18 protein-coding genes are annotated in these 21,464 nt (G+C 42.4%); 12 read left to right on the forward strand and 6 right to left on the reverse strand.

Annotated features, from left to right (window positions below):
• Nucleotides 1-71 precede the first annotated feature (71 nt).
• Entirely contained in the window at nt 72-497 is a 426-nt protein-coding gene (locus CFK37_RS07640; protein ID WP_172840470.1) for a hypothetical protein, read from the reverse strand.
• Between the two features lie 277 nt (nt 498-774).
• Here CFK37_RS07640 and CFK37_RS07645 point away from each other — a divergent pair, with 277 nt between their 5' ends.
• Entirely contained in the window at nt 775-1,290 is a 516-nt protein-coding gene (locus tag CFK37_RS07645) for a YwhD family protein (protein WP_089061300.1), read from the forward strand.
• A gap of 899 nt (nt 1,291-2,189) precedes the next feature.
• Here CFK37_RS07645 and CFK37_RS07650 read toward each other — a convergent pair.
• Complete coding sequence (locus CFK37_RS07650) at nt 2,190-4,241, reverse strand: transglycosylase domain-containing protein (RefSeq protein WP_089061301.1); 2,052 nt, start codon at nt 4,239-4,241, stop codon at nt 2,190-2,192.
• A 195-nt stretch (nt 4,242-4,436) separates the two neighbouring features.
• Here CFK37_RS07650 and speE point away from each other — a divergent pair, with 195 nt between their 5' ends.
• Both speE and speB read left to right on the forward strand, forming a co-directional pair.
• Complete coding sequence (gene speE / locus CFK37_RS07655) at nt 4,437-5,264, forward strand: spermidine synthase (protein ID WP_089061302.1); 828 nt, start codon at nt 4,437-4,439, stop codon at nt 5,262-5,264.
• Nucleotides 5,265-5,277: 13 nt separating this feature from the next.
• Nucleotides 5,278-6,147 (forward strand): agmatinase, encoded by an 870-nt coding sequence (gene speB, locus CFK37_RS07660; protein WP_089061303.1) that lies wholly within the window; start codon nt 5,278-5,280, stop codon nt 6,145-6,147.
• Nucleotides 6,148-6,936: 789 nt separating this feature from the next.
• On the opposite strand, the gene CFK37_RS07665 is transcribed toward speB, so the two are convergent.
• From CFK37_RS07665 to CFK37_RS07675, 3 genes are all read right to left on the reverse strand, one after another.
• Nucleotides 6,937-7,530, reverse strand: a complete 594-nt coding sequence (locus tag CFK37_RS07665; protein ID WP_089061304.1) for a TasA family protein — start codon at nt 7,528-7,530, stop codon at nt 6,937-6,939.
• 75 nt (nt 7,531-7,605) lie between these two features.
• Entirely contained in the window at nt 7,606-8,184 is a 579-nt protein-coding gene (gene sipW / locus CFK37_RS07670; RefSeq protein WP_089061305.1) for a signal peptidase I SipW, read from the reverse strand.
• Between the two features lie 18 nt (nt 8,185-8,202).
• Nucleotides 8,203-8,889, reverse strand: a complete 687-nt coding sequence (locus CFK37_RS07675; protein WP_157724809.1) for a SipW-dependent-type signal peptide-containing protein — start codon at nt 8,887-8,889, stop codon at nt 8,203-8,205.
• Nucleotides 8,890-9,374: 485 nt separating this feature from the next.
• On the opposite strand from CFK37_RS07675, the gene CFK37_RS07680 reads away from it, so the two are divergent.
• On the forward strand, nt 9,375-9,809 hold the full coding sequence (locus CFK37_RS07680; protein WP_089061307.1) for a YwiB family protein: 435 nt from the start codon (nt 9,375-9,377) through the stop codon (nt 9,807-9,809).
• On the forward strand, nt 9,809-11,476 hold the full coding sequence (gene argS, locus CFK37_RS07685; protein WP_089061308.1) for an arginine--tRNA ligase: 1,668 nt from the start codon (nt 9,809-9,811) through the stop codon (nt 11,474-11,476). Before CFK37_RS07680 ends, argS begins: the two co-directional genes overlap by 1 nt.
• A 970-nt stretch (nt 11,477-12,446) precedes the next feature.
• Here the strand turns inward: argS and CFK37_RS07695 are convergent.
• A complete protein-coding gene (locus CFK37_RS07695) occupies nt 12,447-12,899 on the reverse strand; it encodes a DinB family protein (protein ID WP_089061310.1) in 453 nt (150 codons plus the stop codon).
• Between the two features lie 249 nt (nt 12,900-13,148).
• Here CFK37_RS07695 and CFK37_RS07700 point away from each other — a divergent pair, with 249 nt between their 5' ends.
• From CFK37_RS07700 to CFK37_RS07730, 7 genes are all read left to right on the forward strand, one after another.
• On the forward strand, nt 13,149-15,257 hold the full coding sequence (locus CFK37_RS07700; RefSeq protein WP_089061311.1) for a heterodisulfide reductase-related iron-sulfur binding cluster: 2,109 nt from the start codon (nt 13,149-13,151) through the stop codon (nt 15,255-15,257).
• Nucleotides 15,258-15,374: 117 nt separating this feature from the next.
• Nucleotides 15,375-16,565: an acetyl-CoA C-acetyltransferase gene (locus CFK37_RS07705; RefSeq protein ID WP_089061312.1), complete on the forward strand. Its 1,191-nt coding sequence runs from the start codon at nt 15,375-15,377 to the stop codon at nt 16,563-16,565.
• A 35-nt stretch (nt 16,566-16,600) separates the two neighbouring features.
• Nucleotides 16,601-17,449: a 3-hydroxybutyryl-CoA dehydrogenase gene (locus CFK37_RS07710; protein ID WP_089061313.1), complete on the forward strand. Its 849-nt coding sequence runs from the start codon at nt 16,601-16,603 to the stop codon at nt 17,447-17,449.
• Between the two features lie 108 nt (nt 17,450-17,557).
• Nucleotides 17,558-18,700: an acyl-CoA dehydrogenase gene (locus CFK37_RS07715; protein WP_089061314.1), complete on the forward strand. Its 1,143-nt coding sequence runs from the start codon at nt 17,558-17,560 to the stop codon at nt 18,698-18,700.
• Between the two features lie 13 nt (nt 18,701-18,713).
• Nucleotides 18,714-19,856: an acyl-CoA dehydrogenase gene (locus tag CFK37_RS07720; protein ID WP_089061315.1), complete on the forward strand. Its 1,143-nt coding sequence runs from the start codon at nt 18,714-18,716 to the stop codon at nt 19,854-19,856.
• A gap of 29 nt (nt 19,857-19,885) precedes the next feature.
• Nucleotides 19,886-20,824, forward strand: a complete 939-nt coding sequence (gene meaB, locus CFK37_RS07725; RefSeq protein ID WP_089061316.1) for a methylmalonyl Co-A mutase-associated GTPase MeaB — start codon at nt 19,886-19,888, stop codon at nt 20,822-20,824.
• Nucleotides 20,821-21,462, forward strand: a complete 642-nt coding sequence (locus CFK37_RS07730; protein ID WP_089061317.1) for a TetR/AcrR family transcriptional regulator — start codon at nt 20,821-20,823, stop codon at nt 21,460-21,462. The genes meaB and CFK37_RS07730 overlap by 4 nt, the downstream gene beginning before the upstream one ends.
• The last annotated feature ends 2 nt before the right edge of the window (nt 21,463-21,464 follow it).

Below are 21,464 nucleotides of genomic sequence, written 5' to 3' on the forward strand. Positions count from 1 at the left end.
TAAGTGAGCTAAGGTAGAGCCAAATTTCATGCTTTAATCTGGTTTGATAAAACTCTTACGTCTCGGCCTCTTTACTTTTCCCATCTGAATCCGCCTGAAGGTAATCCGAACTTCTTTTGGATGGACTTAATATGCTCCAGAGAAAAGTGCGTCTGCGTACTGCTGCTTACTTGCCAGCCATCTTTCTCCGTATTAGTAACCTTCATTTCGCCAGTTATTGTTTCAATTTGCGTGAGATCCTCATCATTATATTTTTTAAAACGTACATCGACCTGATAGTCAAAAATAAACGTGTTCGCTACTTTTTCTTTTAGGGTAAATTTGATCGTTTGAAGCGAGAGATCGCTTTTGGTTAAGTTGGATACATCAACCGTTTCAAGGAAATTGTTTATGCTAACATTTTGAACAAATGCATCTTGTGTTAACAGTGGCTTAAGTTTCTCTTCAATACTTTTGGCTGCTTCCATAGAATTATGATTGTTTTCATCATATTCCATCGTATATTGCATCTTTTTAAATTCAGTGGCTACCTGTTTCGCCTGTTCTTTTGGTTCAGGGCCGGTGCTGTCTCCGCTGCGCTGCACCCAGCAATAAATAAAATCACAAGTAGAAAATAGACTGCCATATTCTTTCTCATGAACATCACCTCACCTTATTTGAAATTATACAGATAAATGTCAGATTAATCAAAAATAAACGGGGTTTTAAAAAGTGAAAAGACGGTTAAACATATGCTACAATAAACAAAAGATGCTAATAAGGAGGGTCCTTTAGATGAGTGAAGATAAGCCTAAAAAGAATACAAATCCATTTACCATAATTAAAGATGATTCGACTGATGGCCATGGTGGCTATGGTGCTGGAACAATCAGTCTTGAAAATATGAGCCCGGTAATCGTTGATCCCAATGAAAATCGCGCATTTGTTGATATGGGGGCGATGCATGCGCGCAGTGAAGTCGAGCGCCGCGTGAAGTTTTTGTCTGATAAAGATGCAGTTCCAAATGGCAAATTGTACTGGATTGTTTGGGTGACAGTAGAGAAGGGTGAAGACGGCCCATACTATGCAGGGGTTTGCGGTAGCGAGATTCGCGTGGATCGCTCGATTAAGCGCGCCTACAAGTCCATGCCGGAACATGTTACCCATATGGATAAATCATTAAAAGGTAAAATTATGCTTGAACATATGGATGATCATTCCAAGAAGTTGTTAAAAGACTTTCTTGTTGAATTTAATGAGGAAATGTGGAAAAACTCAAGTGATGAATTAAAAGGGGTACTGCCTGAATAAATGAACACTTTGTGAACGAACGATGAACATTGATTGAAATTCTTGTACTTTTAGACAAGAATTTGTAAAATAATAGATACATGGACTTCACATGTATTGCTAGGACAAAAAAGAAGCCGACCACGTGGTAAGACCGGACATCTTACCAGTGAGTCGGCTTTTTTTTACGGTTGTTTCCCAAAAAAGATTGTTGTCACATAATTCATAAACTACGATGTAGGCGCGGGTTGTTTTCCGCTGCGGACCGTTGCTTTCCGCGGGCACGGCTTAAGCCTCCTTGCCGGGAGGCCACTGAAAAAGGTATATATAGTACAAAAATGTGGATCTATCATCGCATCTTTGAATATACCTCGCTTTCCGCGGGAGAGTGTCGAGCCTCCTCGGACTGCCGTCGAGGCCACTGAAAAAGTTAGATATAGTACAAAATAGGTGGATCTATCATCGCATCTTGAATATACTGCGCTTTCCGCGGGCGAGTGGTGAGCCTCCTCGGACTGCCGTCCTCCGGGGTCTCGCCGATCTCTCACTTCCCGCAGGAGTCTCCGTATATTCAAGATGCTAAGTTAAGGTGGTAAGTGAGAATTTTTAAATCTACCACTTTTTCAGTGCCCTCCTGCCGTCCTGCGGGGTCTCGCCGATCTCTTGCTTCCCGCAGGAGTCTCGGTATATTCAAGATGCTAGGTAAAGGTGAAAAGCTAAATTGTTAAAATCGACCACTTTTTCAGTAATCTCCCTTGCCGGGGCAAGGAGGCTCATCATCTGCCCACGGAAGGCGCAGTGTTTTTTAAGCAGCGGTGGATTAACACTCATAAAGTTATGTTGCATCCATATCAACTCCGAGGATATTAGCAACAATCTGTGTAACATCCTTTTAAAATATGTCTAGCGTAAGCTGCAACTTAAAACAAATAATCAAATATCTTCTCGAACACGCCCTTGTTTCCATCGTCTTCAGGAGGGTCTTCTTTCTTTTTCTCAGAATCGCCATCTTCCGGCAAATGCTTTGTGCAATGCTTAGACGGAACATTACCTTTTTCGAAATACATTAGTGTTCCATTTGGGCAATAGGAGGTGGCTACTCCGCCTGAAACGGGATCAATCCATACTCCAACTACACCTTCAGGAACATCGGTATCTACTTTTGGCAATTCCTTATGGGCAGCTTCCATGAAGTCAGCCCAGATGTCTTTTGCATAGCCGTGTTCCGCGGTTTTATCAATTTCGCGGTTATCATCATATCCAACCCATACACCAGTAACCAGATTTGGACTGAACCCAATCATCCAGCTGTCAGACGCAGTTGTTCCTGATTTTCCGGCATAATCACGTGTTAGTTCATTTGATACAGGTGAACCGGTTACCGCGGTATAGCCGTCCAGTGAATGGTCGAACATTCCTTTCATTAGATCTGCCAGGATAAACAGCTTTTTCTTGTCCAGGATTTGTTTCGCATCCTCTTTAGGCAGTTCATAGACTACATCTCCATTCCGGTCAACTATTTTCCGGATGGTGTGTGCTTTGATTTGCTGGCCGCCGTTAGCGATAATCCCATACCCGGTTACCATGTCCTCAACGGTTACAGTGGCTGTTCCTAATGCAAGCGATGGTACAGGTGGCAATTTACTGTCGATGCCAAATTTTCGGGCGGAATTTATTAGTTTGTCAACGCCAAGAAATAGGTTGGTCTTCACTGCATAAACATTATCGGATAGAGCCAAGGCCTGTGCCAATGTTATTGGTTTATAGGCATAATACCCATTGAAATTACTCGGCTGATAGACATGTCCGTCTGAAAGTTCAAATGCAGTAGGCTTGCTCATAAGCATTGTTGCCGGCGTATAGCCGTGTGTTAGCGCCGCATAATAAAGAAACGGCTTAAAGGTTGACCCGGGCATGCGTTTTGCACGAATGGCCCGGTTGAATTTACTTTTGCTATAATCTCGTCCGCCAACCAGCGCCCGGATGGCACCAGTTTCAGGATCCATTCCTATTGCACCGGTCTGAATCTCACTTGCCGGGTTGATCGTGTCAGCTACTTGTTTTTCAAGCTTTTCTTGCATCGTAACATTTAAAGTTGTGTATATTTTATAACCGCCTGAGCGAATCTTCTCCTGATCAAGATCAAGCTTGTTTGCAGCCTCCAGTAAGACGGTATCCTGAAAGTATGGGGCTACAACCTTTTTAATATGCTGGCTTGGTTTTGCGTAGTCTAATTTAGCATGGGTTGCCAAATAGTATTCCTGGTCGTTTATTTGACCCTGTTGTTTCATTACATAGAGAATCTGATGCTGCCTTTTTGTTGCGTTTTCCAAATTGTTAAAGGGTGAGTAATAGCTTGGTCCTTTTGGCACCGCAGCCAGCATTGCAGCTTCTGCCAGGGTTAATTCATCGGCAGATTTATTAAAAAAGTACCTGCTTGCCGCTTCAGCACCGTATGCTCCATGGCCGTAATAAATCGTGTTTAAATAGCCCTCAAGCAGTTCATCCTTGGAATAATACATTTCCAGGCGAACGGTATAAAAAGCTTCCTTCAGTTTGCGGGTCCAGGTTTTTTCAAATGATAGATATAAGTTCCTCGCGTATTGTTGGGTAAGTGTACTTGCCCCCTCTGATAGCGACCCACTTTTAACATTCTTTAAGACTGCCGCTGCAATACGGGAATAATCAAAGCCATTGTGCTCGTAAAAATGCTGATCCTCAATAGCTAGTGTCGCCTTTTTGAGGTAAGGTGATATTTCGTCCAGTCCAACCCAGTACCGGCTTTCTGCACCTTTTTCCTCACCAATGACCGCATCCGCTGCGCTGTAGTAGATCGTGTTTTGTTCAGCCTTTAATGGTGGCGGCCCCATCAGAAAGCTTGCAAAATAAACCCCGCCAAGTGGGATAAAGATTAGCAGGACTAACCCGATTAACCCACTTAACAGCTTATATTTTAAAATAAAACGTTTCATAGGCATTAACTCCAATTTTTATACTAGTGACTAAGCAGAGTTTTTTCTATAAGGATATAAACGAAATTATGTCTAGTCCCATTATGGGAAAAGATAGAATGAAATAAACTTGTTTTGGGAAATTATCAAAAAGCGCTTGCTTTTTTGATGGAAATCTCTATAATTTTTCAAGTAATCGATAAAGGAGATGGAGTTATGGGTATATGGTTTACAGAAAAACAAACCGCCAACTTCGGAATTACGGCGAAGATTAATGAAACATTAGCGGCATTAAAAACTGATTTTCAAGATTTACAAATGCTAGATACAGAAGAATGGGGCAATATGCTCGTTTTAGATGATATGGTAATGACTACTGAAAAGGATGAATTTGTGTATCATGAAATGGTTGCACATGTACCACTTTTTACACACCCAAATCCAAAACGTGTCCTGGTAGTGGGAGGGGGCGATGGTGGTGTTATCCGCGAGGTTTTGAAACATCAGTCAGTGGAGAAGGCAACCCTTGTTGATATTGACGGAAAGGTCATCGAGTATTCAAAAAAATATTTGCCGACTATTGCGGGCTCTCTTGATGATCCGCGTGTGGAAGTGTTAGTTGATGATGGATTCATGTATATTGCTGAAAGTGAACGTGAATTTGACGTTATTCTGGTTGATTCAACAGAACCGGTCGGACCAGCAGTGAATTTATTTTCTCAAGGCTTTTACGCAGGTATTTCTCGCGCATTAAAGGATGACGGTATTTTTGTCGCGCAAACGGACAATCCATGGTTTAAAGCAGATTTAATTTATCAGGTTTTTCATGATGTAAAGGAGATTTTTCCAGTAACAAAATTGTACACAGCTAATATTCCAACCTATCCAAGTGGACTTTGGACATTTACGATGGGCAGCAAGATTCATAATCCATTAAAGGTAAAAGAAGAACGGTTCACAGATATCGAAACGAAATACTATACACCAGAACTTCATTTTGCCTCGTTTGCATTACCGAAATTTGTTAAAGAGTTAACCGAATAGGGGAGGTGGCACCGTGCGTTTTGATGAAGCGTATTCAGGAAAAGTTTTTATCATGTCGCGTGAAAATTTTGATGAAGCAAGTGCTGTAATTTATGGTATGCCAATGGACTGGACCGTTAGTTTCAGGCCGGGTTCCCGTTTTGGCCCAGGAAGAATCAGGGAAGCTTCGATTGGGCTTGAGGAGTACAGCCCATACATGGACAAGCACTTAGAAGAAGTATCTTATTTTGATGCGGGAGATATTCCGCTGCCTTTTGGAAATGCTGGGCGCAGTCTTGCACTGATTGAAGAATATATTGATAAGCTTTTGGACCTTGGTAAATTTCCACTTGGTCTCGGTGGCGAGCATTTGGTCACATGGCCGGTGGTAAAGGCAATGCACCGCAAGTATCCTGACATGGCATTTATACATATTGATGCACATGCAGATCTGCGTCTGGAATATGAAGGGGAAGTGCTTTCCCATTCGACACCTGTTCGTAAGGTTTGTGAACAAATTGGTGCGGAAAATGTATATTCATTTGGAATCCGTTCCGGTATGCGCGATGAATTTCAATTTGCCAGGGAAAGCGGCATGCACATGTCAAAGTTCGAGGTAGCGGACCCCTTACGGAAAGTGTTACCGGAATTAGCCGGGCGCAAGGTATATGTGACGATTGATATTGATGTGCTTGATCCAGCGTTCGCACCTGGCACAGGTACGGCCGAAGCGGGCGGGATATCATCGAAGGAGCTGCTGGAGGCGATTCAATTAATTTCGGATTCTGATATCCAAGTGATAGGTGCTGACTTAGTGGAGGTTGCACCGGCATACGATCCATCCGAACAAACCGCAATCGCAGCAAGCAAGTTCGTACGCGAGATGCTGCTCGGCTGGGTTTGATAAACAAGGGTTAAAGCGATGTTGAACGAAAGGTTGATACTGGAACTTTACATTATTGAGGCTGAGACAAAAGTGATTCAGTCATGGAGAAATCCGAACTATGATTCCAAATTCTTTAATTAGAATTTGGATTAGTTCGGATATTTTCTTGGCCGTTTTTGTAAACCTTATTGCGAATTGTCCATAAACTGCAGCGTAACTAAAAATTATCACCCCGGCGGTCGCTGCGGAAAAACACTGCGCTTTCCGTGGGCAGCTAATGAGCCTCCTCGAGCTTACGCTCTTCCGGGGTCTCATCGAGGCTTCTGCTCCCACAGGACAAGGAATGCTTCCCCGAATAAGCATCGCACGAAGAAAAAGTGCTTTTCTTTTTCGAGGAGTCTCCGTGTTTTTCCTTCGCTAATGGTACTTAGCAACGGTATTATCTGGTCCATCCACTATTACGATGGTGTCTTACGCTCCGGACCGTTGACTCCTGCGGGAACAGCACGAGTCTTAAGACCCCGCAGAGTGGGGGATGATGAGGGCCGACTAAAACCGCCCTTTGCGGGCAACGTCGGCTACCCCTTGCCGGGGCAAGGAGGCTTAAGCCGTGCCCGCGGAAAGCAACGGTCCGCAGCGGAAAACAACCCAGCGCATATGTCGCTATTTATATCAACTGCGAATTAGATCCGACTATTTAAAAATTAACGTTTTAAACTGTCTATCCTGTGATTGTTCGTCTTTGAGTCAAACATTTTAGTTATGTCCCAGCCCCTCACTATCATTTTATGTAAAACAGAAATGTTATTAGACTTCATCTCCAGTTTGTTGTTTGGCTTCAAAAGCCCATTCAAGATTTAATGAATCGCCTTGGAATTGGTTTTGGTCCTCACCATTGTCAACAAATTCAAATTTAACAGCGATTGTGTTTGACTTTCCAGCTTTTAAGCCACCCTTGTGACCATCGACTTCCGGATCAATTATATTTTCTTCCACGAGATTAAGTGATTGTTCTTTCAGCTCTGCCAAAGTGGTTTCATAAACAACTGTCATTCCTTTACTATCATTAATAAGAAAACGCAGCTCAATTTGTTTGCCAAGGTCTTCTGTATTATTCGACTCTACATCTGTAACGGTATAGCCGGTATTCAGAAGGACTTTACTCATATCAAGGTTGCCGATATTCTGCAATTCAAATTCACGATAGATTGTGTCACCTGGCTTCATGCTCTCCAGATTGATAATGGTAGATTTACTTGTGGACAAATCCAGTGTACCTGCTGCGAATGTATTGTTTGTTACTGCCTCATCACTGAAGTATGCATATGTTCCACCTCCGACTAACGATAAACCAAGTGCTGCTGAAGCTACGCCAAGACCCAATTTCTTTTTAATTCCCATCTAAACATTCTCCTTTTTTCTACCGCTCACATTCAGGTAGATATTTTATATTTTGACCCCTCATTTTGAGGAGATTCAAGCGCCAGTTGTTGGTGCATCTTTCTTTTCTTTAGGATCCTCTAGTCGTTTAAGCGTTTTCCAGATCGTGATGATAGAATAGATGATTAGTAGAATTCCTGGGAGGACTAACAATAATGCAGTGCCCTCTTTTGATTGAGCATAGTGTATGAAATAGCCGATAAATGGAACCGTGAATCCGGTATAAACCGCTTCGACATTACGTGGAAGGACGGGTTCTGTATCATGGTTTTTATTATTGTCACCTTTTGTTATATACTTTGGCTGGGTATTTGTTCCTTTAACCTCGTAAATTCGGTGAGTGACGGTAGTTGTTTTATCCTTTTTAAAAGTAATCACATCACCTTTTTTTAACGTGGTGTTCTCTTCTACTGGCCTAACTGCAATGATTGATCCCGTTTGAAAAGTAGGCTCCATCGAACCGGATAAAACTGTCTTTAAGTGATAACCCAAAATGCTGGGTTCACCACCAGAGACCTTTGATGAAATAACTACAAAAGCCATAAATAGTAATAGGATAAATAAGAGAGTGGTCACGGTATTGCCTAACCATTTTTTTAGTGTATGGAATTTCATTTTTTCCTCACCTCGCACCTATTTTTTATCCGTGTCTGTTCCGCTTGTTTTCTTTCCTATATCATCCTGTTGCTTTTCGGCTGGCTGATCTTCTTTTTCAGCGGGTTCATTATTAACAGATTCCGCGTCAGGATCCTTTTTTGCTGATTCTTTTTCCGTGTCAGCTGCTTGATCACTGTCTGGTGTTGCTTTATCTTGATTAGTTTCCTGTGTTTGCCCATTGTCTGTTTGGTTATCTTCCTTCTCAGCTGTTGTTTGCTGCTTATCCTCTTTGATTGGCGCAGTCTTCTCTTCCTCAACGGATGGGTCTTTGCATGTTACTGTAATGGGTTCACCCCAAAGTTCGTCTTCTCCTGAGCGCTGGAAGACTTTAAACTTATACTTTCCTGATTCACCACTAGTGTTAAATGTTAATTCCTTTTCTTCACTAGGTTTTAATTGTGGAATATCACCAGATGCGACTTTCAACTGTTTACCGTTTTCGAGCTTATAGACTTCGTACTTTAGGGAAGATTCCCCGGTTGTATTTGCATCCATATCATTTTGGATAACAGCTGTTATTTCATTGCAATTGCCATCTTGGCTAATGAATGTTATACCGTTTATATCGGGTTTATCCATTTCCCATGTTCCTACTGTGATAGTTCCGGATACTTCCTCTATATCATTAAAAGAAGCATTCGTTGAAGAAGTTGAATTCATCATAATAATCATCGCTGTCAGGAAAACGATCCCTATCTGCATACAAAAAATATAGGATCTATGTTGATGTATAAGAGTTATTAATCGTTTGTTCCGAATGACGTGGTGCCTCCTTTGCAATACTAGGAATAGAAATGCTAATGTACAAAACTAAAGGAAAGATTGTGATAGTTAAATTAAATTACAAAAAGTAAAATTCACTATGCTTCTATCACAAACCATTTGCCAAGAGTGTGAATTCGCTTACACAAATTAGTTTACTGATTAATAGGTTTTAAAAATAAAACATACAAAAACTACAGAATATTAGTATAAATTACCATTCTACTCTATCATGTAGATGTGAAATTTAACATAGGATGTTTGTCATCCTACTTTAGAACTATAAAGATTGGTATTTTCCAAAGATTAATTTTTCCTATATATTGATATCACCATGCGTTTATCGGTATAATAAAAAATTATACGAATTATTCAGGAGCGATAGAATGGAAACACAGCATCTGCCTGTATCGGGAACCCTTCAAATGAAGATTACCGATGGCAAAGAAATAGAAGATACGACAACTCACTTCACTGGTGATTTTTATCATCGGGAGAAAATGGATGTTCTAACGTTTCAGGAAGAAAATGATGACGACCTTTCGATTAAAAATTTAATCACGATCCATAATGATAAGGTGAGTATCAAACGAACAGGTGACATCACGATGCATCAGCAATTCCGTGTGAATCAGATAACGGAGGATGTTTTCAAGCATCCACATGTAAACATACATATGGAAACTTATACAAACAAACTAAAGTATCAGGCTCCAATCAACAATGATTCAGGGAAATTATCCATTTCGTTTACAGTGAAATTAGATGGACAGGAAGAGCGAGAGCATCAATTGAACCTATTAATTAAGGAGGACTCCTAGTGAATATACTTGCACAAACAGAAGAAACATTAAAAAGTGAGATAGCTGCGGCAGTCATTAAAGCGCAACTAGCCACAAAGGATGAGTTACCGGACATAACACTGGAAAAACCAAAGGATAAGGCGCATGGGGACTTTGCTTCAAACATTGCGATGCAGCTCGCCCGTATTGCCAAGAAGGCTCCGCGTCAAATCGCGGAAGACATTGTAGCAACGCTGGATAAGACAAAAGCATCGATTGACAAGGTAGAAATTGCCGGACCGGGATTTATCAACTTTTTCATGGAAAATGATTACTTAGGCGGACTTGTTTCCACAATCCTTCAGGCCGGTGATGATTATGGTAAAACAAATGCCGGACAAGGTGAAAGAGTACAGGTGGAATTTGTTTCCGTCAATCCGACTGGTGACCTGCATCTTGGTCATGCCCGTGGGGCTGCTTTCGGGGATGTACTTTGCAATGTTTTCGATGCATCCGGGTTCAAGGTAGAACGGGAATACTATATTAACGATGCCGGTAACCAAATTGATAAACTTGCCATTTCAATCGAGGCGCGGTATCTACAAGCGCTCGGGAAAGATGTGGAGATGCCTGAAGATGGTTATCATGGCGCAGACATAGTTGGGATTGGTAAAAAGCTGGCTGAAGAAGCAGACGAAAAGTGGGCGAACGTTGAGCGTGAAGAACGTCTCCAGTATTTTAAAAAATATGGATTGAGCTACGAAATTGGCAAAATTGAAGAGGATCTGGCGGATTTCCGCGTTGATTTTGATAACTGGTTCTCTGAGACTTCGTTGTACACGGACAATAAAGTGTCAAAAGCATTGGAAATTTTGCGGGAAAATAATTATATGTATGAAAAAGATGGGGCGACATGGTTTCGCTCAACGGACTTTGGCGATGACAAGGACCGGGTGCTAATTAAGCAGGATGGCAGCTATACGTACCTGACGCCTGATATTGCCTACCATAAAGACAAATTCGACCGTGGCTATGACAAGGTAATTAATGTTTGGGGTGCGGACCATCACGGATATATCCCTAGAATGCGCGCAGCTATTCAGGCACTTGGCTATCAAAAGGAGAATTTTGAAGTAAAGACAATCCAAATGGTGAATTTGTTTGAAAACGGGGAAAAGGTTAAAATGAGCAAACGGACAGGTAAAGCAGTAGCGTTGCGCGAGTTAATGGAGGAAGTAGGAATCGATGCCGTACGTTACTTCTTCGTGACCCGTTCGAACGATTCACACCTTGACTTTGATATGGACCTTGCACGCTCGGAATCAAATGAAAACCCAGTGTATTATGTTCAGTATGCACACGCGAGAATTTGTACAATGTTAAAGCAAGGGGAAGAAAAAGGCTTTGCGATTGGAAAGGACTTTGATCCCGCATTGCTGACTTCTGAAAAAGAGGTCGATCTGTTGAAAAAGCTCGGTGAATTCCCGCAAACGGTAACAGAAGCTGCGGTCAAACGGACACCACACAAAGTGACCCAGTATGTATTTGATTTAGCATCATTGCTTCACAGTTTCTATAACGCTGAAAAAGTATTTAGCGATGATCAGGAGTTAACAAAAGCACGGCTTGCTTTAATGAGAGCAGTGAAAACAACAATAGCCAATGGACTTACATTAATTGGCGTAACCGCACCGGAAAAAATGTAACATTAAAAAGAGGCTGGGACAAAAGTGTTTTAGCCAGGGAGAAATCCGAACTATGATTCAATTCTTTGATTAGAATTTGAAGTAGTTCGGATTTTTTCTTGTCTGTTTTTGTAAACTAAAGCTAAAAGTATGCGCTGGATTGTTTTTCGCTGCGGACCGTTGCGCACCTTAGGGCACGGATTAAGCCTCCTTGAGAAACCCACTGAGGACACTGAAAAAGGTAAATATAGAACAAAATATGCGGATCTATCATCGCATCTTGAATATACTGCGCTTTCCGCGGGCGAGTGACGAGCCACCTCGGACTGCCGTCCTCCGGGGTCTCGCCGATCTCTCACTTCCCGCAGGAGTCTCCGTATATTCAAGATGCTAAGTATAGGTGAAAAGCTAAAATTTTAAAATCCACCACTTTTTCAGTGGCCTCAAACCCACTCTGCGGGGTCTTAAGACTCGTGCTGTTCCCGCAGGAGTCAACGATCCGAAGCGTAAGACACCATCGTAATAGTGGATGGACCAGGTAATACCGTTGCTAAGTACCATTAGCGAAGGAAAAACACGGAGACTCCTCGAAAAAGAAAAGCACTTTTTCTTCGTGCGATGTTTATTCGGGGAAGCATTCCTTGTCCTGTGGGAGCAGAAGCCTCGATGAAACCCCGGAAAACATCATCAAAAAAAGCCAACTAAAACCGTCCTTTACGGACAACGTTGGCATACCCCTTGCCAAAACAAGGAAACTCATCAACTACCCACGGAAAACACAATATTTTTCCGCAACAACCACCGGGGTAATAATTTTTAATTACGTTACAATTTATGAACAATTCGCAATAAGGTTTAAAAAACAGCCAAGAGAAATATCCGAACTAATCCAAATTCTAATTAAAGAATTTGGAATCATAGTTCGGATTTCCCAATGACTGAATCACTTGTCTCAGCCTCTTATTGATGAAAAACTATCCGTTATTAATGCTTAATCCGCGTCCACAACTTGTTTCATTGCTTTCATTTTTCCAAGGTGCTCATTTTCGTGATGGATCAGCATGTCGTAAATATCGCCATATGTTTTAAAATTGCCAAACGGTAGGGTGTAAGGAAGATCCTGTTGGAAGAACTCCTCTGAAAGATCGTTAATGCGCGTATGCTGTTCCTCCAAATGCTTGATGATCTCCGGGATGCTTGGTGCCGTAGTACTCCAGTCAGCTGGCTTTGTACCATTTTTGAAAAACGCATTATATTCCTCCGGGAAATTGGCGCTTTTTGCTGGATATCCGAATAATAAGCCTTCTGCCGTGACCAGGACGTGTCCAATATGCCAGTGGATTGTATTGTTAAACTGTCTTGGCTGAACATCAGCTGTTTCCTCGTCAAGACCTTTTACAAATGATAAAAATGTATTTCTTGTAAGATCAAATACAGTTGCCATGTAAATTCCTCCCTGTATCGTATTGCACTTTAACTATAGGAATAATTTAGGCAAATGTAAAATAACCAGCCTTATAGGCGGGTTGCATAATTTGCGCTTGCCAATTTGCATAGTTAACAAAAATAGTAGTTGACTGAATGATCATTCATCTTTAATATAAGTAATATAGATTAAAAAAGCATATAATTATCTGGAAAATGAAATCGCTGCCATTTTTCAGTATAATAGATTTTAAAGGAGGAGCGGATAGTGGATACATTTTTACTTATTAATATGATTGCATTCATAGCAATTGTTATCTACGGACTGTATTTATTCGCTAGAGTAGTAGCTACGCGTGTAGCGTACATTAAACTCGGGAAGAAGTCGGAGTTTGACCGCGATTTTAAAGAGCGGTTCCGCCGAATCGGAAAAATAGTGTTCGGCCAAGCCAAACTTCTGAAAGATAAAAAGTCAGGGACCATTCATGTCATGATGTTTTATGGCTTCATACTTGTTCAGTTTGGTGCGATTGATATGTTTGTTAAAGGGCTTGCACCAGAGAACCATCTACCATTTGGCCCGGTTTACCCTGCTTTTACGTTTTTCCAGGAATTAGTAACACTGATGATCCTAGTAGCGGTTGGATGGGCATTTCACCGCCGTTATGTAGAAAAAATTGTCCGCTTGAAGCGAGGCTTTAAAGCGGGATTGGTACTCATTTTCATTGGAACCCTAATGCTTTCCGTATTAGTAGGAAATGGAATGGCTATGGTTTGGCATGGTGAGGCAGCAACATGGTCAGAACCAATTGCTAGTGTAATAGCATCAGGATTCAGGTGGTTAAGTCCTGTTGCGGCAATGGTCATCTTTTATGTCGCCTGGTGGGTGCACGCCATCACCATCCTGTCATTCTTAATCTATGTTCCACAATCAAAACACGCTCACTTACTTGCAGCGCCAGTCAACGTTTTCTTAAGCAAACGTGTACCAGGTAAATTGAAAAAGCTGGACTTTGATATTGATGAGGATGCTGAAGAAAGTGAAGAGGATATTTCATTTGGTGTTGGCAAGGTGGAGGACTTTGAGCAATTCCAAATGATCGACTTTTATGCATGTGTCGAATGTGGACGCTGTACGGATGTTTGTCCAGCATCCGGTTCAGGTAAAATGCTGTCGCCAATGGATATCATGGTAAAGGTTCGTGATCATCTAACAGCAAAAGGAGCAGCAATTACCGGGAAATCACCATGGGTTCCATCGTATGCATTTGCCGGAACTGCCGGTAATCAAATCGCAAGTGGCAAGGCGGCTGAAAATCCAGTAAGTGACATCAGCTTAATTGGTGACGTTATAACAGAAGAAGAGCTCGGTGGCTGTACAACATGCCGTAACTGTGAAGATGCCTGTCCGGTTATGAACGAACACGTCGGTACAATCATTGACATGCGCCGTTACCTTGTTATGACTGAGGGTAAGATGGATCCAGATGCCCAGCGTGCAGTCATGAATATCGAACGTCAAGGGAATCCTTGGGGATTATCAAAGAAAGATCGTATCAAGTGGCGTGAAACAGATGAGTCTGTTTATATTCCGACTGTTAAAGAATTGAAAAAAGAAGATAAAGAATTTGAATATTTGTTCTGGGTTAGTTCCATGGGTTCATATGACAGCCGCAGTCAAAAAATCGCAATTGCATTTGCTAAACTGATGAACAAAGCAGGAATCAGCTTTGCAATTATGGGCAATAAGGAAGCCAATTCCGGTGATACAGCACGCCGAATCGGGAATGAATTCTTGTTCCAGGAAATTGCTGAGAAAAATATTAAAGAATTTGAAAAAAATGGTGTAACTAAAATCGTTACAATTGATCCGCATGCCTACAATATTTTCAAAAATGAGTATCCCGACTTTGGTTACGAGGCGGAGGTTTACCATCACACACAAATGATTTATGACCTTGTGGTGAGCGGGAAGCTAGAGCCGCGCGGAGAAATTAATGAGCGCTTAACCTATCATGATTCTTGTTATCTAGGACGATACAACGGTGTGTATGACCCACCGCGTGAAATTTTAAAATCGATCCCGGGTCTTGAATTAGTAGAAATGGACCGAAGTCGTGAGAATGGAATGTGCTGTGGTGCCGGCGGTGGCTTAATGTGGCAGGAAGATACAACAGGAAACCGGATTAATGTTGCGCGCACCGAACAGGCAATGACCGTTGAACCAACCATGATTTCAACTGCTTGTCCGTATTGCCTGACCATGATTAGTGATGGTACAAAAGCAAAAGAAGTGGAAGAAGATATTGGTACAATGGATGTTGCGGAAATTCTAGCATTATCAGTATTTGTTGAAGAACAAGTGAAATCAGCTTAAAATGATAGAGAGGTAGATTGCTACCTCTCTATCATTAAGCATTAAAATTGAGCGAGCGTTCAATCACAGAAAAGAAAGCGTTATCAAATTTTGGGATTAGAAAGGGATGGAATTTAAATGGCAAAAGCTGTAATCATATCTGGAGCACGTACACCTTTTGGAAAATTTGGAGGAGCATTAAAGCCTTTTACTGCATCACAATTGGGAGGGAAAGCTATCCGCGGGGCACTTGATCGTGCAGGACTTGAAGAAAATGAAATTGATGAGGTAATCATGGGGACTGTACTGCAAGGTGGCCAGGGACAAATTCCGTCCCGACAAGCTGCGCGTGAAGCAGGTATTCCTTGGGATGTGAAAACAGAAACAATCAATAAAGTGTGCGCATCAGGTCTGCGCAGTGTAACCCTTGCAGATCAATTGATTCGCCTTGGTGATGAGTCGGTCATTGTAGCTGGTGGAATGGAAAGCATGAGCAACGCACCATATTTCTTGCCTGATGCTCGCTGGGGTAACCGCATGGGCGATAAATCAGTGAAAGATATGATGGTTCACGATGGTCTGACATGTTCGTTTAATAACGTTCATATGGGCAACTACGGAAATGGCACCGCCGAGAAACATGAATTATCAAGAGAACAGCAGGATGAGTGGTCATACCGTTCCCATCAGCGCGCAGTTGAGGCGATCGAGAATGGGAAATTTGCTGAAGAAATCGTACCGTTAGAGGTTCAAAAACGAAAAGGAGATCCAATTGTCGTGGATACAGATGAGGCGCCGCGCAAGGATACAACCTTAGAGAAGCTGGCTAAATTACGCCCGGCGTTTGGTTCAGACGGAACAATTACTGCCGGTAATGCACCAGGAGTCAATGATGGAGCAGCAGCGTTTGTTGTGATGTCTGAAGAAAAGGCAGAACAACTTGGCAAGACGCCAATGGCAACAGTACTGGGTCATGCAGAGGTTGCTGTGGAAGCAAAGAACTTCCCTGAAACTCCTGGACTTGTTATTAATCGATTGCTGGAAAAGACCGGACATTCAATCGATGACATTGATTTATTTGAGATTAATGAAGCATTTGCAGTTGTATCGCTTGCAAGTGGTAAAATAGCTGGCGTTGATCCGGAGAAAGTCAATGTGAATGGCGGAGCAGTTGCACTTGGTCATCCAATTGGGGCAAGTGGTTCTCGCATTATTTTAACATTGATTCATGAATTAAAACGCCGCGGCGGTGGACTAGGCATTGCAGCAATTTGCAGCGGTGGCGGTCAAGGAGACGCAATCTTAATAGAAGTTCCTAAAATTAATTAAACCACTTGACGCAAAGGAAAGAGGAGGCAGACACCATGGAAATAAAAAGAGTTATGGTCATTGGGGCGGGACAAATGGGTGGCGGAATTGCGCAAGTATGCGCACAAGCCGGATTTGACGTATTACTAAATGACATGAATCAAGATGCACTCGATAAAGGAATGAAGCGTATTGAAAAGCTTTTGACACGGGCAGTTGATAAAGAAAGAATCAATGAGTCTGATAAAACAGATACATTAAATCGCTTATCAAAATCGTCACAACTGCAGGATGCGCATAACTGCGACCTTGTCATCGAAGCAGTTGTGGAAAATATGGATGTGAAAGAAAAGGTATTTGGCGAGCTGGATAACATTGTGCCGAAACATGCTATTTTAGCGTCAAACACCTCATCACTTCCAATTACGGAAATAGCTGCAGCAACAAAACGTCCTGATCAAGTTATTGGCATGCATTTCATGAATCCGGTGCCGGTAATGAAGCTTGTCGAAATCATACGTGGATTGCAAACAAGTGATGAAACATACAACGTTATTAAAGAAATGACAGACAAACTAAGTAAAGTGCCGGTCGAAGTGGAAGATTTCCCTGGTTTTGTTGCAAACCGCATATTAATGCCCATGATTAATGAAGCAATTTACACCGTTTACGAGGGTGTTTCGTCTGTTGAAGATGTTGACACGGTCATGAAACTTGGTATGAATCACCCAATGGGGCCATTGACGCTGGCAGACTTCATCGGTCTTGATACATGTCTATACATTATGGAAGTACTGTATGAAGGATTTGGCGACAGTAAATATCGCCCATGTCCATTATTACGTAAATACGTTAAAGCAGGCTGGCTAGGTAAAAAAAGCGGCCGCGGCTTTTACCAGTATTAAAAGGGGGACAGTCCCCCAGCGCGGTAGTGCGGTAACGCGTTAATGTGGCGGGGGACTGTCCCCCTGCTTATGCTTTACACATCATGAAAAACGAGGGGAGGCGCATTCATGAACATACATTTTACGGAAGAGCAGGAAATGATGCGCAAAATGGTTCGGGATTTTGCCCAAAAGGAAGTAGCAGTAGAAGTGGAACGAATGGAAAAGGAAGACCGTCATCCAAAGGAGTTAATCCGAAAGATGGGGGAGCTTGGATTAATGGGGATTCCTATTCCGGAAGAATACGGCGGGAGTGGGATGGATTTCATATCCTATACCATTGCAATCCATGAACTATCAAAGGTGAGCGCGGCACTTGGCGTTATTTTGTCGGTTCATACATCGGTTGGTACGAATCCGATTCTTTATTTTGGAACAGAAGAACAAAAGAAAAAGTATATTCCTAAACTTGCTTCCGGCGAGTATTTAGGTGCGTTTGCACTTACGGAATCGAGTGCGGGGTCAGATGCAGCAAGCTTGAAAACAAGAGCCAAAAAAGATGGCGATCATTATATTCTTACGGGTTCAAAAGCTTTTATTACGAATGGTGGCGTGGCAGATACATACGTTACCTTTGCCAGAACGAGCGATGAAAAAGGTGCTAAAGGCGTCACTGCTTTTATTTTGGAAAAAGATACACCTGGCCTTACAGTAGGCAAAACGGAAAAGAAAATGGGCTTGCACGGAACAAAAACAGTTGAATTAAACTTTGACCAATGTGTAGTCCCAAAAGAACAGATGCTTGGTAATGAAGGAGAAGGCTTTAAAATTGCCATGGCCAACTTAAACTTCGGCCGAATTGGTATCGCGTCACAAGCGCTGGGTATTGGCGAGGCAGCACTTGAGCATGCCGTTAACTATGCAAAAGAACGCGAACAATTTGGTAAATCCATCGCACGCAATCAAGGGATTTCTTTTAAATTGGCAGATATGGCAACAGATGTTGAAGCATCAAAACTATTAGTCTATCAGGCTGCTGCCATGGTTCAGGCGGATATACCATGTAATAAAGAAGCATCGATGGCCAAACTCTATGCATCAAAAACAGCCAGGAAGACTGCGATTGAAGCGGTTCAAGTATATGGCGGCTATGGTTACACAGAGGATTACCCCGCTGAGCGCTTTTTCCGTGATGCTAAAATCACAGAAATTTATGAGGGCACAAGTGAAATTCAACATATTGTAATAGCAAAAAGTCTATTAAAGGATTAGGGAGGCAACAAACATGAATTTTCAACTATCAGATGAACAAGAAATGCTGCGCAAAATGGTCCGCGACTTTGCGAAAAAGGATGTAGAACCTACTGCAGCAGAACGCGATGAGGAAGAACGTTTTGACCGGGGCATTTTTAATAAAATGGCAGAGCTAGGATTAACAGGAATTCCATGGCCGGAAGAGTATGGCGGAATTGGCGCTGATTATGTCAGCTATGTGATAGCAGTAGAAGAACTTTCCCGCCTCTGCGCGTCAACAGGTGTCACCCTTTCAGCACATATTTCACTGTGCAGCTGGCCAATTTTCACGTATGGAAACGAGGAACAAAAGAAAAACTTCCTGACACGCTTAGCAACTGGTGAGGCACTTGGTGCTTACGCTTTATCGGAGCCTGGTGCTGGTAGTGATGCTGCATCAATGCGCACGGTTGCGAAAAAGGATGGCGATGATTACATTTTAAACGGCAGTAAAGTATGGATTACCAATGGCGGTGTAGCAGACATTTACTTAGTTTTTGCGAAAACAGATGTGGACGCAAAACATAAAGGTGTCAGCGCATTTATCGTTGAAAAAGGTACGGAAGGATTCACCTTTGGTAAGAAAGAAAAGAAATTAGGGATTCGTTCATCTCCAACAACCGAATTGATTTTTGAAAACTGCCGCGTGCCAAAAGAGAACATGCTTGGTGCTGAAGGGGACGGCTTTAAGATTGCCATGACAACACTTGATGGCGGACGTAATGGCATTGCAGCCCAAGCATTGGGGATTGCTCAAGGTGCATTGGATGCGGCTGTTGGTTATGCAAAAGAGCGTGAACAGTTTGGTAAACCAATTGCCCATAACCAAGGGATTTCTTTCAAACTGGCAGACATGGCGACCGACATAGAAGCTGCTCGCCTATTAACTTATCAAGCAGCATGGCTTGAATCAAATGGATTGCCGTATGGTAAGCAATCAGCAATGTCAAAACTATTTGCCGGTGACGCTGCAATGCGGATTACCGTTGAAGCGGTTCAAGTATTCGGTGGGTATGGATATACAAAAGACTACCCAGTTGAACGCTACATGCGCGATGCTAAAATCACACAAATTTATGAAGGAACAAACGAAATCCAACGGCTTGTTATTGGAAGAATGCTAACGAAGCCGTAAGCGGATGAAGCAGGAAAGGATGACCACACGTGCACACCCTAGTTGAACGGATGAAGGAACAGGATATTCGGGCGTTAGCCAAAGCCATCACATTGGTTGAGAACGATCATCCAGAAAAGCTGTCACTCCTTCGTGACGTATATGCTTTGGAGAGGAATGCCCGACATGTCGGGATTACTGGTTCACCGGGAGCGGGGAAAAGCTCGCTTGTAAACCGCTTGCTCTCCCATATACGCGCAGAAGGAAAAACAGTCGCGGTGATTGCTGTAGATCCGACAAGTCCGTTCTCCGGCGGTGCGCTGCTGGGTGATCGTGTTCGTATGAATGAACATTTCACGGATGATGGTGTTTATATTAGAAGCATGGCGACCCGGGGGAGTTTAGGCGGACTTGCACGCGCAACTAAAGATGCTCTTAGGATTTGCGATGCGTATGGTTTTGATGTTGTCATTGTCGAAACAGTAGGCGTCGGACAATCTGAACTTGATATCATGAAAGTTGTTGACACTACCGCGCTTGTATTAACACCAAACAGTGGTGACGTCCTGCAGATTTTTAAAGCAGGCATCATGGAAATTGCTGATTTATTTGTGATTAACAAAGGTGACTTACCGGGCTACGGCAAACTGAAGGCTCTGTTAAAGGAGCTGGTTATGATGACAGCGACCAAGAACCATGAGAACGCGATAATCAAAACAATCAGTACGGAAAATAAAGGGATAGATAAACTGTGGCAAAAGATTAATGAACATCACGATTTTTTATATGAAACAAATGAAGGAGAAAGACGCCGAGCTGAACAGCAGAAGCTTGAAGTCCATGAATTGCTTCGTGAGGAAATCTGGCGCGAAGTAAAAGATTTCATGGACAAAAACACTGATTTTTCGCCAATTAATGCGGATAGCGACCCATACCAGCAGGCGATTGACTGGTATCAAAAATGGAAAAAGGAAGGGGTAGTCAAATGACCCAAAAACAAATCCTTTCTTCTGTAAAAGATCAAAACCTGATTGAGAAAAGGCGAAATCAAATGATTAAAGGTGCCATAACCTTGTTTAAGGAAAAAGGCTTCCACCGGACCACAACACGTGAAATCGCCAAGGAATCAGGCTTTAGTATAGGTACATTGTATGAATATATTCGTACGAAAGAAGATGTATTATTTCTTGTTTGTGATGCGATTTACTTACAGGTTCGCGAGAGTCTTGATGCAGCCATTGACATTAAAGATCCATCGGTAACTAGTTTCGTTAAAGTCATTAAATCGTACTTCAAGCTGATGGATGAAATGCAGGAAGAAGTCGTGGTCATGTATCAGGAGGTTAAGTCACTGGAAAAGGATACCAAGGAATATGTCCTGCAGAAGGAACGGGACATGGTGGGAATGCTGGAACGCGTCATCGTTACATGCCTGCCACAACCCATTAACGGCCAGGATGCAAAGCTTTTGGCTAACAACATTTTTGTTCAAGGGCAAATGTGGGGATTCAGACGCTGGATGCTGCAGAAGCAATTCACACTGGATGAATATGTGGATCGGCAAATCCATTACTTATTACAGAGTTTAGAAATAAAAACAGTTCCACAAAATAGACGGGAGGCTTGATG

The sequence above is a fragment of the Virgibacillus phasianinus genome, from assembly GCF_002216775.1.
Lineage (GTDB): Bacteria > Bacillota > Bacilli > Bacillales > Amphibacillaceae > Virgibacillus_F > Virgibacillus_F phasianinus.